The sequence below is a fragment of the Aggregatibacter actinomycetemcomitans genome (assembly GCF_023518055.1).
Lineage (GTDB): Bacteria > Pseudomonadota > Gammaproteobacteria > Enterobacterales > Pasteurellaceae > Aggregatibacter > Aggregatibacter actinomycetemcomitans.
This window is the reverse complement of sequence record NZ_CP085096.1, coordinates 1,839,861-1,856,405: the sequence shown is the minus strand read 5'-3', so window position 1 is coordinate 1,856,405 and position 16,545 is coordinate 1,839,861. Positions and strand designations below refer to the sequence as shown.

The window sequence follows — 16,545 nt, the reverse complement described above, 5'->3', positions numbered from 1 at the left end:
ATAGAAATTGCTATAATTTAGCCTGTACAAAAAAACAGTATTTATGTGTGATAAGGTATGGATTTTGCAGAATTATTAGACGGGCTGAACGATAAACAACGGGAGGCGGTGAGTGCGCCCTTGGGGAATTATTTGGTGCTGGCGGGGGCGGGGAGCGGTAAGACCCGTGTACTGACACATCGCATTGCGTGGTTGATCGGTGTTGAAGGTATTTCCGAAGGCAGTATTATGGCGGTGACCTTTACCAACAAAGCCGCCGCAGAAATGCGTCATCGTATTGAATCCGTGTTATCTGATGGCAATCAACGCCTGTTTGGTATGTGGGTCGGCACCTTTCATAGCACTGCCCATCGATTGCTACGCGCCCATCACCTTGATGCGGATCTGCCGCAAGATTTCCAGATTTTGGATTCGGAAGATCAGTTGCGTTTAATCAAACGCTTAATGAAACTGCACAATTTCGACGAAAAAAGTTTTCCACCGAAACAAGCCTGTTGGTACATCAATAATAAGAAAGATGAAGGGCTGCGTCCGAATCACATTGACGATCACAACGATCGTCAGGAACGTGAATGGATCAAAATTTATCAAATTTATCAGGATGCCTGCGATCGTGCAGGGTTGGTGGATTTTGCCGAAATTTTATTACGTTCTTACGAACTGTTTTTACACAAACCGCTGATTTTGCAACGTTATCAACAACGTTTTCAGCATATTTTGGTGGATGAGTTCCAAGATACCAACAAAATTCAATATGAATGGATTCGCTTGCTGGCGGGCAAAACCGGCAAAGTGATGATTGTGGGCGATGACGACCAGTCTATTTACGGCTGGCGCGGTGCAAAAATTGAAAATATTCAGTTATTTTTAAAAGATTTTGCCAACGCACAAACTATTCGTCTGGAACAAAATTACCGTTCCACCATGAACATTTTGCAAGCTGCCAATGAATTGATCGCCAACAACAGCAATCGTTTGGGGAAAAATTTGTGGTCGGAAGGCAATCAGGGCGAACCGGTGGGCATTTACGCCGCCTTCAATGAATTGGATGAAGCATTGTTTGTGGCTTCACAAATCAAGACTTGGATTGAAGACGGCGGTAAATTAAACGATTGTGCCATTTTATACCGTAGTAACAGCCAGTCACGAGTGATTGAAGAAGCGCTGATTCGTTCGCAAATTCCGTATCGCATTTATGGTGGGATGCGCTTCTTTGAACGGCAGGAAATTAAAGATGCCTTGGCTTATTTACGGTTAATCGCCAATCGACAGGACGATGCTGCCTTTGAGCGGGTCATTAATACGCCACCGCGCGGCATTGGCGATCGCACGTTGGATACCTTGCGCAATCTTACCCGTGAACATCAAATCACCTTATGGCAAGCCACCAATCTGGCGCTTCAGGAAAACAAACTCGCCGGGCGCGCCGCTACGGCATTGTTACGCTTTATGGAGTTAATTAATTCTTTGCAGCGGGACACGGAAGAAATGCCGTTGTTTGCGCAAACGGATTTTGTGATTAAGCATTCCGGGTTGTATCAAATGTACAAACAGGAAAAGGGCGAAAAAGGGGAGGTACGTATTGAAAACCTGGAAGAATTGGTGTCTGCCGCCCGTGAATTTATCAAACCTGAAGACGTGGAAGATATGACGGATCTGACGGCATTTTTAACTCACGCTTCATTGGAGGCGGGCGAGGAGCAGGCTGCGCCACATCAGGCTTGCGTCGAAATGATGACGCTGCATTCGGTAAAAGGCTTGGAGTTTCCGCGTGTTTTCATGATTGGCGTGGAAGAAGGATTATTCCCGAGTTTCCGTTCTTTTGAAGAAGCGGGGCGTCTGGAAGAAGAGCGCCGTTTGGCATACGTCGGGATTACCCGCGCCAAGCAGAAACTCACCATTTCTTATGCGGAAAGCCGCCGTTTATATGGCAAGGAAGAACGTCATTTGCCTTCCCGTTTTATCACCGAATTACCCCAGCAATGTTTGCAGGAAATCCGTTTACGCGGTACCGTTACCCGTGCGTTAAATCAAGCGAAAATCGGAAGTGTTGCGCCGGTTGTGGGGGGAAGCGAATGGAAAATGGGGCAGAAAGTGAAACACGAAAAATTCGGTTTCGGTACGGTGATCAATGTGGAAGGTGCAGACAACAATTTACGCCTGCAAATTGCTTTCCAGAATCAGGGCATTAAATGGTTGATTGCCCATTTGGCGAAGTTGGAGAAAGTATAATTTTTGCTTTGTTGTCGATGAGAAAAAAGTGCGGTCATAAAAAACAATGTTTTTTAACGTTAGCTTTGACAACGGCCTCAAAGGGGTGAATAAATTATCTCAGTGATTTATGAATAATTTTACGGGCACTTTTTAGGGTATCTGTATTTGCTCGGTTGTCCGCCAAAAGGTTGCAAATCTGGGTTTACCTTTATTGGTTAAACCGCGATATTTATACGTAATGACGGCGCCGATCGGGGGCGGGTTAATGCGATCATCCAACTTGAAACCCGAACCGATTTTGAATTGCCCTCGATGGTTTTCGCAAGTGAGCGATCCCATCACACTTTCAAACTGCCCTTTGCCTTTGTGGTGGGCGACAACGGTGCATTCTTCGTCAAGTGCGGTCTTTAATTTGAGTATTTGCGAACTGCGTTTTCTTTCGTAGGGCGCATTAGGATTGCGAATGACAATGCCTTCTCCTTTGAGCTGTTCCACCTGCTGCAAAAATTGCTGAATATGTTGTGGGCTCTCAATAGGAATCTGTTCAATAATTTCAATATAGTCGCTTGGGTTTTGCGCCAAATAGGTTTTTAATTGTGCCAAGCGGGCAAATAAGTCTCCTTCAGCGTCAGGCACATCAAAGACATACAGCTTTAATTTATTCCAGCCTTTGTCCTGATAAGCGCGAACAATAGAAGAAATGTCGGCAAATTGATCACGTTGACTAAATAATTCGCCATCAATGGCAAAAGGCGGGAATTTTTCCAGAAAGTAAGTAGGCGGACTCAGTTGCACGCCACCGCGGGTAAACATTTGTTTGCCGTCCCAGTAACCGCGTACACCATCTAATTTTTCGCTCATGACCCATCCTGTCACATTTTGATTCTTGTAGCTTTCTAACAGCATTAAATCCGGTTTTTCTGCGTAACAAAAAAGGCTGAAAAAGTAGAGGGTGAGAAGCAGTTTAAAATGACGCATACGAGTTCCTTTAAATAAAAAAGGAGCATAGGTAAAGGCGCGCTATAGATAAACAATGCCTGTGAATTTTTGCGACGGCGATCCCAAATCAAAAATGAAAACACGAAAAAATGCGCTTTGTCTTGGCGCATTCTTCGATTGTTTTCGCGGTAAAGTGCGGTCAAAAATCTTGGCGTTTATTTTTCTTTCAAATACCCCATCCATTCTTTCAGTAATTGCATATTTTTTGCTATGGCGCCGGCTTGTGGGATAAAGTGCATCATATTTAACGAATAAGCCTCAGGGGTAATGCCTTCACCGACACTTGCCGGCAACACTTGAAATCCCTGTCCTTCAAATAACAGTTTGGCGCGTTGCATATGCCATTCATTCGTCACTAAGATGATTTTATTGATGCCTTCTTTTTCCAGCAATTGACGGGTATATAACGCATTTTCTTTGGTGGTTAGGGATTTTTCTTCCAGCCACTTGGTCGGCACATGAAAGAAATCCAGCAGTTCCTGTGCGGATACCTTGGCTTCCGAAGCACCCGTCGGGCTGACACCGCTGATTAATAACGGTAACTGCGTTTCTTTTTGCAAATAAGCAGCGTAACGCAAACGTTCTAATTGCGTGGCGGAAGAGGCGAGAGGCGCATATAATTCTTTGCTGTCACGCACACCGCCGCCCAGTAACACAATAGCTTGCGCCTGCTTGTAATCCTCTAAGGTTAAATGATCTTCCGTCACCAAGCTGTCTTTAAGGATTTGCGCCGTGTAAGGAATGCTGACCACATAAAGAATCAAAATGCCAAGCAAAGCGCATAAACGCCCTACGGCTTTGCATCTGATTAATGAAAAAAATAAGGAAAGCAACCATAAAATCAATACATTAAATGGTGGCAACAGCATAGCGGTGATGAGTTTTTTGAGTTCGAACATATTAAACGTTTTTTAGTAGTGATAGCGGCATTGAATAATCGTTAAATGGCTATCCGATACTTGGTATACAAGACGATGCTCTTTATCTATTCTTCTAGACCAAAACCCGGATAACTGATGTTTTAAAGGTTCAGGATTGCCTAAGCCTTCGAAAGGTGATCTGGTAATATTTTGGATAAGTTTATTAATGCGCAACAACGTCTTTTTATCAACTTGCTGCCAATAAAGATAATCTTCCCAGGCGGTTTCCGTCCAAGCTAAAATCATTCCTGGAGTTCCCGTTCGATGATTTTACCTGAATTGAGCTGGTCAATAGAGGCTAATAAACGCTCTCTATTTTTGGGGCTGCGTAATAAATAAGCCGTTTCTTCGTAAGCTGCGAAATCTTCTAAACTCATTACAACAGCGTGTTTGCCATTTTGTCTGGTAATCATGACTGGGCTATGATCTGCTACCACCTGATCAAGTGTGGTTGCCAATTCTGCACGAAACGCAGAATAACTTATTACATTCATGTTATTCTCCTTAATAAAAACATTGTACAAATTATTGCACAATAAAAAGATGTGCTCAATAAAAAAGCACACATTTTATGATGTATGCTTTCTGAATATGATTTCTACTTATTTATAAAACGTCACAAAATCCAACCCTTTGGTCCATAAATTGGCGTAGCCCGTATTTTTGCCGTAGGTGTTATCGCAGACGACATTAGGGATTTCCAACAGGCTGGAGAATATATGTCCGTGCAGGCGGGTGGTGGTGATGTTGTCGTAGCCGAGAAAATCCTGCGCCACGCGTTTTACAATGCGCAGGGTGTAATTTTTCCAGACGAACTGGACGAGATCTTTTAACCAGCATAGTCGATATTTGTTGGCAAATTTGGCTAAACGCCAGCTTAGCGCGAGAACCAGGCTGTCGCGTTTGGATAAGATGTCATCCCAGTCTTTAATATGGCTACCGGCAGGTAATTGTGCGGTGATGTTTTTTTCAATGTCGCTGGCTTCAATGTCTTTGCGGAGAAAATACAGAGCTTTTCCGGTGTGTGTGTTTTTGGTAGGCAAGGTACCATACAGTTCGTGAGCCATGTCCGGCGATAAATACACATTTGGGGAAAACGCTTCAAAGGCTTTTGCCGTGCGTTCGTCCCGCGCCAACAAATGGCAATCGGGATGCTGGCGGAAAAGTGCGGTGGATTTTTCCAGTGTTTTTGGGTTTTTATAGAACAGGGTTTGTGGCAAAACAATGATGCGGTTGTTCGGGAATGTTTGCACAATGGCTTCGCGCAGATTTTGATGTTGCGGGTAAAGATCGCCGAAATTACCGCCGCCATGCAGTAAAATCGTGGTATTCGGTGTGATTTTTTGTTTGATTTCGTCAATATTCGTATCGTATTCGCTACGTTTTAACCTCACATGAATGTTGTGATCGGTAAAAAATTGTTCCGTTCCGTGATAAATCAATAAATCGCCCACATTTAAATGTAACGGATAATCCAGATAAAACACGTCATTTTTATCTTTGATTAAATCCGCAATGGGCGCCAGCTTATGTTTTAAATCAATAAGTTGTTGATTCATTTTCTCACTCTTTTCAGTAAATAGCTAAATAAGACGTTTTTTTCTGCTTTGTTTAATCCGATGAGCAGGATGAGTGCAAACAGAACGATTTCAATAAGGATGGCTTCGCCGATAAATTCCACGAGGGAATACGTGCGTTGCGTGTTCGATAAATAAATTAAACCCAATAAAAAGGCAAAAATAATGCCGATATTCAGTAAGTATGAGACAAATTCTTTTCGATTAAATTTAATTTTGTTGTTAATAAAATACAGACGGTAAATTTGCATGAGTGAGGCGGTGCAGAATTTGCCGATGAACGCAAACACCGGATTGTAGCCCAGTGTGAATAAATAATAGGCGAGCGGTACGGTGCACAGGTCAATGGTTGCCAAAACGATGTTGTATCGTTTGATGGTGTGCGAACCGATGGCAAGCGCCGTCATCCAGAAGGAACCCGCCATGGCGCTGATTAAGGAACAAACAATGGTGGCTTGCACCAGTTTATCGGAATATTGCGGCACATGATCGCCCAGCCAAAGGGTGAGCAATGTATGGCTGAAATACAACACCGGCGCCGATAAAATGGCGATTAAATAGAAGGAATATTTTGACGTGCCTAAAATTAACTTTTTGTTGCGATCGTAGTCTTTCGCGGCGTAAGACTGTACCAGTTGCGGATTGAACGCCACCTGGAAATTATTGACGAAACTGTACACCGCCGTATCGACTTGTGTGGCAATGCCCACGGCGGCATTGGCGGTGACGCCGAAGAAGAGATTGGTCACCATATTTAAGCCTTGGGTGGAACCCACATAAGCTACCTGCCCCACCAACATCCAGCCGGAAAAACGCATCATTTCTTTGATTTTGCCGAGATCTTTTTGAAACTGAAAGCGGGTTTCTGCGTGAAAGGCGTTGCGGGTGAAACGAAAATACAGGGTGAAAACCAATAAACTTACGCACAGCAGCAGTAAACTGTAAGAAATCAATTTATCGTGGTTTTCTATTTGCGTGAGAATAAAAATTGCGCCCAGTTTTAAGCCGGTTTCCGCCAACCCGAGCCAGGCATAAAAGGACATTCGCTCATGCGCCACGATCATAGCGTTAAAGGGTACTTTAATGATTTCCACCAACGCAATGAGCAATGCTACCTGGTACACAATGTTGGCGGCGTTCATACGCGGGGCGGGAATGTTCAATTTATGATTTAAAAACCATAATCCTGCCGTTTCCGCCAGAATCACCACGACCAGCATAATAAACAGGTGATTCAAGATGCTGATGTTAAAAACCTGATTTACTCTGCTTGAGTCGTTTGAGGCTTTTTCCACGTTAATAAAACGCTGGGTGGTTGCCGTCATAGTGCCGTTGAAAAACGAAAACAAAATCACCACGCCCATCACAATGGTGTAAATCCCGAAATCTTCTACGCCGAGCACCCGTAGCACCACGCGTGAAATATACAGCATGGCGCCCATATTGAAGAGCATTCGGATATAAAGAAACAGGGTGTTTTTTGCGATGGTTTTGTTGGACATGATGAGAATTAATCTTGACCTTTTTCCGTAAAATAGGTGGGGGATTATAGTTTTCTTTAGTATAATCAGCAATCTATTATGTAATTATTTAGACTTCGCATAATCAAATATACAACAGATTTTAATTGAGATGATTATGAATAAATATTTGGTTTCACTAGACAAAGACGTTCAGCGTCGTGAGCTGTTTTTTGCACAGCCCGGTACGGCGGAATTTTCGGTTTTCCCGGCAATAAATACCATGCAAAAGGATTGGGATGTGCTGTCGGCGGTGTTTAATCCGGTCAAATTTGAACAGCACTACGGGCGTAAAGTAACCAAAGGTGAAATCGGTTGTACTCTGAGTCATCTTGAGGTTTACCGCCAAATTGTCGCTGATGAAAAGGTGGCGGAAAAGGATTATGCCTTGGTGTGTGAAGACGATGCCCTGTTCAATAAAAATTTACCTGAAAATCTGACCGCACTTTTGGCGCAACATTGTACGGCGGACATCATCCTTATCGGGCAATCCAAAATTGCCGGATTTGATGACATGGAACTGGAAATCAATTATCCGACCACGTTTGCCTTTTTACGCGCCAATGTGGGTGCCGCCACTTATGCCTATCCGTATAAAAGCTATTTTGCCGGCACCGTGGCGTATTTAATCAAAAAATCCGCTGCACGGACGTTTCTTGCCATTTTGGAACAGGAAAAACCGTTTTGGCTCGCTGACGATTTTCTGTTATTTGAAACCCAATTTAAGCTGAACAATAACGTGGTGCGCCCGTTGATGGTAATTGAAAACCCACAACTGGTGAGTAATTTGGAAGCCGTGCGCGGGTCGAAGTCCAATAATTTAGCGAAAAAACTGCTGAAATACCCGTTGAAAAAACTGTTAGCCGTGAAGAAGAACTTAGGAAAATAACGAAAAAAATGACCGCACTTTTTAATCTGTTTTACCTTTATGATCCTTGGTTCTTCCATTTTTTGCGAATGTCGCTCATTGCCGGGCTGATTGCGCTGGCAGTGTTGGCGTATCGGTTAGTAAAAAAACGGCAAACCAACGGCATTATCGTGCCGTTAGACAGCCTTGCCGTATTATGCGGCTTGATTCTGTTCAGTGTGATCCCCTTGTTGGTTAACGGCACGCGGGATCTTTCCGTCATCATGATGTACGTGAAGGGCTTTGTGTTATTTGTTTTGGGCATCGGCATCTATAACGTTTTTTATGCAGATGCCCACGGTCAGCAAAGAATGGTGCGGGATCTGCAAATCGGCGTGGTGACGCAGTTCGTTCTGGGCTTATTGGCGCTTTTCGGCGTGTCTTTTATAATTGATTTCCTGCTTGCCACGAACGCGCTGCTGCCGGCGCGGTTTTATGGTTCCGAACAGGAATATCGCTTATATAACGTGACATCGGCGGCTTTTTTCCAGCTAAGTTTGTTCTATTTAATGCTGTTTCATTTTCTGCTTGCCTACAACGCGAAACATAACCGCATTCCAAGTTTGATTATCTTCTTTATGTTGTGCATCGGTTTGATTTCCGGCAGAACCTTTTTGCTGCTTTCGGCGGTGAGCATTTTGTTGTACTTCAAAGTGCGGTATATTCCGGTAGTGATTTCGTTTGCCGTTTTGCTGCTATTGTTGGCGTATTTCCTGCCGGGTAATAAATATGTGGCGCACGCCTTGGAGCCGGTGATTAATGTGTTACATGGTGCGGGCTTTGTCAGTTCTTCGACAGATACGTTAGTGGAAAAACATTTATTTATGCCGACATTAAAACAATTTATTTCCGGCGACGGGCTTTATATGACGGGGCAAACGGAAGTGGGACGTTATTACGGTCACACAGATTCCGGGTTCTTGCGTCAGATTTTGTACGGCGGCGTGACTTATGCGCTGGTGTGTTTTTTAGTGACTTTCTATTTTGTGCGTAAAGTGGCGATAAATTGGTTTGACGGCAGTTGGAAATTCATGCTTTCCGCCTTTGTGATTCTCGCCGCCTGCAACGTGAAAGCCGACACTTTCGCTTTCCCGGGCATTATGTTTGTAATGTTGATGTTCTTCTCTTTATTTGGTTCACATGGCAAACAACTTGTGTTATTTAAACAAAAGGAGGCGAAATAATGTTCAGTATCATCGTTCCTTCTTATAATCGCAAAGAGGAAATGCCCGCGCTGTTGGAAAGTTTAAGCCAACAAACTGCGCATGATTTTGAAGTGGTGGTTGTGGACGATTGCTCGAAAGAACCTGTTACAGTGGTGCAAAATTATCCTTTCCCCGTGCGGGTGATTCGCAACGAAATCAATCAGGGCGCGGCGGAAAGTCGCAATATCGGTGCGCGCCATGCACAACATGACTGGTTATTGTTTTTAGACGATGACGATCGTTTCGCTAATGATAAATGTGAAAAATTGGCAGCGATGATTGCCGATCATGCCGACATTAACTTTATCTATCACCCGGCGAAATGCGAAATGGTGAATGAAGGCTTTACTTATGTCACGCATCCCATTGATCCGCAACATATCAGCATTGAAAGCATTTTGTTGGCGAATAAAATCGGCGGTATGCCGATGATCGGCGTGAAGAAAGATTTGTTCTTAAAAATAGGCGGATTATCCACCGCACTTCGTTCTTTGGAAGATTATGATTTTCTGTTGAAATTGTTGCAGGAGCCCGAATTCACGCCTTGCAAGGTAAATGAACCGCTGACCTATTGCACCTTCCACACCAAACGGGCAAGCGTTTCCACAGATACCACCAATACGCAAAAAGCCATTGATTATATTCGTGAGCATTATGTAAAAACGCCGGAACAGGCGCGCAATTTCAAGATTAACGCCAGTTATATTCTGGCTTATCCGCATATCATGAATTTATCCCGCAAAGCGGCGAAATATTATTTTGATATTTTTAAACAGACCAGAAGTCTGAAACAATTAATTATTGCCTTGGTAGTGCTGATTTCGCCTAAATTGGCGATTAATTTGAAGCGGTTTATGTAAATAGCGCATTGATTGTATGCGTCTCCGGATGTGTACCATTGAAATTGAAGAAGAAAAGAGTAGAGTAGTTGGTAGTGAAATTTTCAGTGTTAATGTCCTTATATATTAAGGAAAATCCACAATATTTAAGAGAATGTTTGGAAAGTTTGGTGGCACAAACCTGCCCTGCCGATGAAGTCGTACTGGTGTTTGATGGCGCGGTGACGCCTGAATTGGAAGCGGTGGTTGCCGAGTTTGAATCGAAGCTGCCGTTTAATTTGGTGAAATTACCGAACAATTTAGGTTTAGGCAAAGCTCTCAACGAAGGTTTAAAATATTGCTCGCGCGACTGGGTTCTGCGCATGGATACCGATGATATTTGCGTGCCGGAACGTTTTGCCAAACAGGTGGCGTTTATTGAACAACATCCTGATACTATAGTGTTCGGTGGGCAAATTGCCGAATTCGGTGAAAATATCCATGACATAGTGGCATATCGAAATGTGCCGACTTCTGCGCAAGACATCGTTACATTTACCCAAAAACGCTGCCCGTTTAATCACATGACGGTGGCGTATCAAAAAAGTGCGGTCATAAATTGCGGCGGATATGAGGATTTACAGGAAGATTATTATTTGTGGATCAAACTGGTGGCGCAAGGGCAGCGCGTAGCAAATTTACCCGATATTTTGGTCTATGCGCGCGTCGGCAACGGCATGGTAGGGCGACGCCGTGGTTTAAACCAAGCCAAAGCGGAATGGCGCTTATTTAAGCTAAAACACCATCTTGGCATTCAGGGATTTTTATCCGGGCTATTCACTTTTGTCCTGCGTTCCGGTGCCAGATTATTGCCGACATCATTACTGAAAAACATCTATCAAACCTTTTTAAGAAAATAACATGATGAAATTAAACTGTATTTTAAAAATATCCGGAATTTCCACCGCACTTTTTCTAGCGGGTTGTTCCTCAAATTCAAGTGCGCCGACGCAATCCTCTGAGCAGGCGAATTCTGTTACGGCTGTGAATCCCACTGCGGTGTACAGTAAGCCCCGCACTTTGGATAACTTCAACGATTATGTGAATTTCTTAAAAGGTAAAGCAGCGGCAGAAGGCGTTTCTGCCGACGTATTGAATGCACAAAATAATATTAATTATATTCAAAAATCCGTGGATTTGGACGATCAGCAAGCGGGCAGAATTCGCAAGCGTGATCCAAATGCCCCGCCGATCATCAATCCGAACGGCACGACCAATTACTTAAATCGTGTATTAACCAAGAATAAAGTAGACACGGCAGAAGCACGTTATTGGGAACAATTGCCGCAGCTTGAAAATGCTTCAAAGAAATTCAGCGTACCGAAAAATTATCTGTTAGCCTTGTGGGGCATGGAGAGTAGCTTTGGCTATTATCAGGGCAATTACGATGTGTTATCCACCTTAGCCACTCTTGCTTTTGACGGACGCCGTGAAGCCTTATTCAGCAAAGAATTCATCGCCGCCATGAAAATGCTACAGCGCGATCATATTCAACGCTATAAAATGCTGGGTTCATGGGCAGGCGCCATGGGACAGACCCAATTCATGCCAAGCTCTTACCTCAGCTACGCCGCAGATGGCAACAATGATGGCGAGAAAAATATCTGGACCGATCATTATGATGTTTTCGCCTCCATCGCTAATTATTTACACACCGTCGGCTGGAACGAAAACCTGCCATGGGGTGTAGAAGTTGCACTAACCCAACCGTTAGACATGGCGCTTGCTGGCACAGAGGAAAATAAAAAACGTTCTTTAAGCGACTGGCAAAATATGGGTGTCACCCTAAAATACCAAACTCCACAAACACAACAAAAACTGACCGCACTTTCCGGCGCACAAGACTTATGGCTGGTAAGGCCGGATCGTGAATTAGGGCGTGCATTTTTGGTCTCTAATAATTACAGAACCTTGCTACATTGGAATAAATCCAACTATTTTGCTGTGAGTATTGGAATGTTTGCTGATAGGATTGAGCAAAGAGTCAAATAGGCTTAAACATTTAAAATTAGGTCATTTTATAAAGTTGTGAGATAATTTTTTAAACCTAGAGGGATAATTATGTTGAAAACTATTTTAGTTACAGGCGGTGCAGGTTTTATAGGTTCTGCAGTAGTTCGCTATATTATTGAGAATACGCAAGACAGCGTAGTTAACGTTGATAAATTGACCTATGCAGGAAATTTAGAATCTCTTGAAGCAGTGAAAAATAATCCACGTTATATATTTGAACAAGTGGATATTTGCGATGCAAAAGCACTTGCTCGCATATTTGAACAGCACCAGCCTGATGCAGTAATGCACTTAGCCGCAGAAAGCCACGTTGACCGTTCTATTGATGGACCTGCTACTTTTATTGAAACTAATATCGTGGGTACTTACATTTTATTAGAAGCCGCCCGTGCTTATTGGAGTAGTTTAAACGATGAGAAAAAAGCAGGATTCCGTTTCCATCATATTTCGACCGATGAAGTTTATGGCGATTTAGATGGGACGAACAATCTTTTTACTGAAACCACGCCTTATTCCCCAAGTAGTCCTTATTCTGCATCAAAAGCCTCCAGCGATCATCTTGTTCGTGCGTGGTTGCGTACTTACAGCTTGCCAACGATTGTGACCAACTGCTCAAACAACTATGGGCCGTTTCACTTTCCGGAAAAATTGATTCCATTGATAATTTTAAACGCCTTAGATGGCAAACCGCTTCCTGTGTATGGTAACGGCCAGCAAATTCGTGACTGGCTATTTGTAGAGGATCATGCTCGTGCTTTATACAAAGTTGTGACAGAAGGCAAAATTGGAGAAACCTACAATATCGGTGGTCACAATGAAAAAGCGAACATTGATGTAGTTCGCACCATCTGTGCTTTATTAGAAGAACTGGTTCCAGATAAACCTGCTGGCGTTACCAAATACGAAGATTTAATCACTTACGTTAAAGACCGCCCTGGTCATGATGTGCGTTATGCCATTGATGCAACCAAAATCAGTCGTGAATTAGGCTGGAAACCGCAAGAAACCTTTGAATCAGGCATTCGTAAAACGGTGGAGTGGTATCTAAATAACCGAAAATGGTGGAGCCGTGTGTTAGATGGTTCTTACAATCGTGAGCGTTTAGGCAGTCAATAATTTTACAAACGGTTGGATTTTAGCTCTTTTTCGCAAAAACAACACTAAATATGACTGTACTTTTTGAAGGTCTTTTTATGAAGGGTATTATTCTTGCAGGTGGTTCTGGAACTCGCCTTTATCCTATTACTCGTGGTGTATCAAAGCAGCTTTTACCTGTCTATGACAAACCAATGATTTACTACCCCCTTTCTGTGCTGATGTTAGCGGGGGTCCGTGACATTCTTATTATTACTACGCCAGAAGATAACGAAAGTTTCAAACGTTTGTTAGGTGATGGTTCTGAATTTGGTGTGAATTTACAATATGCTATTCAACCTAGCCCGGATGGCTTAGCACAAGCATTTCTCATTGGGGAAGGGTTTATCAATGGCGATAGCTGTTGTTTAGTATTAGGAGATAACATTTTCTATGGTCAGAATTTTACCCAAATGTTGCAGCAAGCTGTTGCTCGACCTTACGGTGCAACAGTGTTTGGATATTTAGTAAAAGATCCTGGGCGTTTCGGTGTGGTGGAATTTGACGAAAATTTCAAAGCTGTTTCTATTGAAGAAAAACCTGTTCAACCTAAATCTAACTATGCTGTAACAGGTTTATATTTCTACGATAATCGTGTGGTCGATTTCGCGAAACAGGTGAAACCATCTGCGCGCGGTGAGCTTGAAATCACCACATTAAATGAAATGTATCTAAAAGATGGTTCATTAAATGTGCAATTACTCGGTCGTGGTTTTGCGTGGTTAGACACAGGAACGCACGAAAGCCTACACGAAGCGGCATCTTTCGTTCGCACTGTTGAAAGCGTACAAGGTTTGCAAGTTGCATGTTTGGAAGAAATTGCCTGGCGTAATGGTTGGCTAACTTCTGAGCAAGTAGAAACATTAGCGAGACCAATGGTAAAAAATGAATACGGTCAATACTTGCTACGTTTAATCAACGAGGAGAAATAAATGGCAAAATTTCTGATTACAGGCGCAAACGGGCAAGTGGGCTACTGTTTAACCCAACAATTGCAAGGCAAACACGAAATTTTAGCCGTCGATCATGATGAGCTTGATATTACAAACCAAAATGCGGTGAAAAAAACGGTCGAAAATTTTCGTCCTGATGTAGTTATCAACGCCGCAGCACACACTGCGGTAGATCGTGCAGAAACTGAAATTGAGCTTTCCGAGGCCATTAATGTAAAAGGTCCGCAATACTTGGCGGAAACCGCGAAAAGTGTTGGTGCAGCAATTTTACATATTTCAACAGACTATGTTTTTGACGGGCGGCGTGCAGGTAAATACAAAGAAACTGATGCAGTCGATCCGCAAGGTATTTACGGCAAAACCAAACTAGCGGGCGAACAAGCCGTTGTAGAAGCAAACGATAAATTTATCGTATTGCGTACCGCTTGGGTATTCTGCGAGCACGGCAGCAATTTCGTTAAAACAATGCTGCGTTTAGCCAAAACTCGTGACACTTTAGGCGTAGTTGCTGATCAGATCGGCGGACCGACCTATGCAGGAGATATTGCCGCTGCGTTAATTCAAATTGCAGAAAAAATCATTGCAGGCGAATCTGTTGAATATGGTATTTATCACTTTACGGGGGAACCTTATGTCAGCTGGTGTGATTTTGCCAGAGCAATTTTTGATGAAGCTGTTTCGCAAAATATGTTAGAAAAAGCACCGCTTGTCAATGCAATTATCACGGCGGATTATCCAACACCAGCCAAACGCCCTGCGAATTCTTGCTTAGATTTGACCAAAATTCAACAAGCATTCGGTATCCAACCAAGTGATTGGCAAAGAGCTTTGAAAAATATTAAAGCGTATGCGGAGTAAAGATGAAAGTTATTGATACTAAAATTCCCGATGTAAAACTATTAGAACCACAAGTGTTCGGTGATGAACGCGGTTTCTTTATGGAAACTTTCCGTGATGAATGGTTTAGAAAAAATGTAGCAGATCGCATATTTGTACAAGAAAATCATTCAAAATCCATCAAAGGCGTGTTACGCGGTTTACATTATCAAACAGAAAATACACAAGGCAAATTAGTTCGTGTTATTTCTGGTGCGGTATTTGATGTGGCTGTGGATATGCGTGGAAACTCGTTAACTTTTGGGCAATGGGTAGGTGAAATCTTATCTGCCGAGAATAAGCACCAACTATGGGTGCCGGAAGGTTTTGCTCACGGTTTTTATGTGTTGACAGATGAAGCTGAATTTACTTATAAATGTACGGATTACTACAATCCAAAGGCCGAACATTCACTGATTTGGAATGATGAAACGATTGGTATTGAATGGCCGCTTTATGGTGAACCGAGTTTATCGGCTAAGGACTTAGCAGGTAAAGTATTGGCAGAAACGGTAAAATTTTAATTAGTAAATTACTCTTAGCATAGATTAATTAGTATGATTAAATTCTTATTAGATAAAACAAATAATTTTTTTTCCTACAGAGAGCTATTTAAACAACTAATTTATAGAGATATTAAATTAAAATATAGACGTAGCTATCTAGGGTATCTATGGAGCATTTTAAATCCATTAATGGTAATGTTTGTTTTATTAATTGTTTTCTCTAATTTATTTAAATTTGATATTCCGAATTTTTCCTTATATCTTTTATCTGGACAAATACTATTTAACTTTATGGTTGAAGCAACCACACTATCTGTAAGTTCCATAACAGGTAACGGTTCATTGCTAAAAAAGATATATGTACCAAAATATATTTTCACCATATCTAAAGTTGGAAGTTCATTAGTAAATCTAATTTTTTCATTTGGCGCATTGCTAATTGTAATGCTGTTTACTGACGCAAATTTCTCAATAAATATTCTTTTTATACCTTTTATTCTATTGCAAATATTTATTTTTAGTTTAGGATTAGGATTATGGTTAGCCTCTATTTCTGTTTTTTTTAGGGATATTCAGTATCTCTGGGGAGTTTTCTTAACAATGTGGATGTATCTTACGCCTATATTTTATCCTGTTTCAATTATATCAGAGAGCTATCAAGCTATTTATAAAAATCTTAACCCTATGTTTTCATACATAGAACAATTTAGACAAATTGTTTTATTTTCAAAATTTCCAGAAACAAATTTTATTTTATTAGGCATATTTTTTTCTTTGATAACATTGTTTTTAGGTACTTGGTATTTTAACAAGAAACAAGATGAATTTATATTGTACATATAG

17 protein-coding genes are annotated in these 16,545 nt (G+C 42.1%); 11 read left to right on the top strand and 6 right to left on the bottom strand.

Features of this window, described 5'->3' with window-relative positions:
• Positions 1-57 precede the first annotated feature (57 nt).
• Positions 58-2,232 carry a DNA helicase II gene (uvrD, locus tag LIN98_RS09210; protein ID WP_249856112.1) on the top strand — a complete coding sequence of 725 codons (2,175 nt, stop codon included), beginning with the start codon at positions 58-60 and terminating at the stop codon, positions 2,230-2,232.
• Between the two features lie 132 nt (positions 2,233-2,364).
• Here uvrD and LIN98_RS09205 read toward each other — a convergent pair whose 3' ends face one another.
• The 6 genes from LIN98_RS09205 to LIN98_RS09180 form a co-directional block, all read right to left on the bottom strand.
• Positions 2,365-3,192: a DNA ligase gene (locus LIN98_RS09205; protein ID WP_005556311.1), complete on the bottom strand. Its 828-nt coding sequence runs from the start codon at positions 3,190-3,192 to the stop codon at positions 2,365-2,367.
• 176 nt (positions 3,193-3,368) lie between these two features.
• The gene (locus LIN98_RS09200) at positions 3,369-4,112 is read right to left on the bottom strand and encodes a YdcF family protein (protein WP_005542222.1); all 744 of its coding nucleotides are present in this window, start codon (positions 4,110-4,112) and stop codon (positions 3,369-3,371) included.
• A 12-nt stretch (positions 4,113-4,124) separates the two neighbouring features.
• Positions 4,125-4,379, bottom strand: a complete 255-nt coding sequence (locus LIN98_RS09195; RefSeq protein WP_005556313.1) for a Txe/YoeB family addiction module toxin — start codon at positions 4,377-4,379, stop codon at positions 4,125-4,127.
• Positions 4,376-4,627: a type II toxin-antitoxin system Phd/YefM family antitoxin gene (locus LIN98_RS09190; RefSeq protein ID WP_005547296.1), complete on the bottom strand. Its 252-nt coding sequence runs from the start codon at positions 4,625-4,627 to the stop codon at positions 4,376-4,378. The genes LIN98_RS09195 and LIN98_RS09190 overlap by 4 nt, the downstream gene beginning before the upstream one ends.
• Positions 4,628-4,735: 108 nt before the next feature.
• Positions 4,736-5,692: a polysaccharide pyruvyl transferase family protein gene (locus LIN98_RS09185; protein ID WP_005556319.1), complete on the bottom strand. Its 957-nt coding sequence runs from the start codon at positions 5,690-5,692 to the stop codon at positions 4,736-4,738.
• Positions 5,689-7,212, bottom strand: a complete 1,524-nt coding sequence (locus tag LIN98_RS09180) for an MATE family efflux transporter (RefSeq protein ID WP_005556322.1) — start codon at positions 7,210-7,212, stop codon at positions 5,689-5,691. The genes LIN98_RS09185 and LIN98_RS09180 overlap by 4 nt, the downstream gene beginning before the upstream one ends.
• Before the next feature lie 130 nt (positions 7,213-7,342).
• On the opposite strand from LIN98_RS09180, the gene LIN98_RS09175 reads away from it, so the two are divergent.
• From LIN98_RS09175 to LIN98_RS09130, 10 genes are all read left to right on the top strand, one after another.
• Positions 7,343-8,119 carry a glycosyltransferase family 25 protein gene (locus LIN98_RS09175; RefSeq protein ID WP_005556324.1) on the top strand — a complete coding sequence of 259 codons (777 nt, stop codon included), beginning with the start codon at positions 7,343-7,345 and terminating at the stop codon, positions 8,117-8,119.
• Positions 8,120-8,127: 8 nt separating this feature from the next.
• Positions 8,128-9,321 (top strand): hypothetical protein, encoded by a 1,194-nt coding sequence (locus tag LIN98_RS09170; protein WP_005556328.1) that lies wholly within the window; start codon positions 8,128-8,130, stop codon positions 9,319-9,321.
• Positions 9,321-10,202, top strand: coding sequence for a glycosyltransferase family 2 protein (locus tag LIN98_RS09165; RefSeq protein WP_005556330.1), 882 nt, complete (start codon positions 9,321-9,323; stop codon positions 10,200-10,202). The genes LIN98_RS09170 and LIN98_RS09165 overlap by 1 nt, the downstream gene beginning before the upstream one ends.
• 74 nt (positions 10,203-10,276) lie before the next feature.
• Entirely contained in the window at positions 10,277-11,080 is an 804-nt protein-coding gene (locus LIN98_RS09160) for a glycosyltransferase family 2 protein (protein ID WP_005589401.1), read from the top strand.
• 1 nt (position 11,081) lies between these two features.
• Positions 11,082-12,212, top strand: a complete 1,131-nt coding sequence (locus LIN98_RS09155; RefSeq protein WP_005567291.1) for a lytic murein transglycosylase — start codon at positions 11,082-11,084, stop codon at positions 12,210-12,212.
• Positions 12,213-12,281: 69 nt separating this feature from the next.
• Entirely contained in the window at positions 12,282-13,349 is a 1,068-nt protein-coding gene (rfbB, locus tag LIN98_RS09150; RefSeq protein WP_005569397.1) for a dTDP-glucose 4,6-dehydratase, read from the top strand.
• Positions 13,350-13,426: 77 nt separating this feature from the next.
• Positions 13,427-14,299: a glucose-1-phosphate thymidylyltransferase RfbA gene (gene rfbA / locus LIN98_RS09145; RefSeq protein WP_014167907.1), complete on the top strand. Its 873-nt coding sequence runs from the start codon at positions 13,427-13,429 to the stop codon at positions 14,297-14,299.
• Positions 14,300-15,178 carry a dTDP-4-dehydrorhamnose reductase gene (gene rfbD, locus LIN98_RS09140; RefSeq protein ID WP_005567295.1) on the top strand — a complete coding sequence of 293 codons (879 nt, stop codon included), beginning with the start codon at positions 14,300-14,302 and terminating at the stop codon, positions 15,176-15,178. It abuts the gene before it with no gap.
• 2 nt (positions 15,179-15,180) lie between these two features.
• Positions 15,181-15,720 carry a dTDP-4-dehydrorhamnose 3,5-epimerase gene (gene rfbC / locus LIN98_RS09135; protein WP_005567298.1) on the top strand — a complete coding sequence of 180 codons (540 nt, stop codon included), beginning with the start codon at positions 15,181-15,183 and terminating at the stop codon, positions 15,718-15,720.
• A gap of 33 nt (positions 15,721-15,753) precedes the next feature.
• Entirely contained in the window at positions 15,754-16,545 is a 792-nt protein-coding gene (locus LIN98_RS09130; RefSeq protein WP_025298485.1) for an ABC transporter permease, read from the top strand.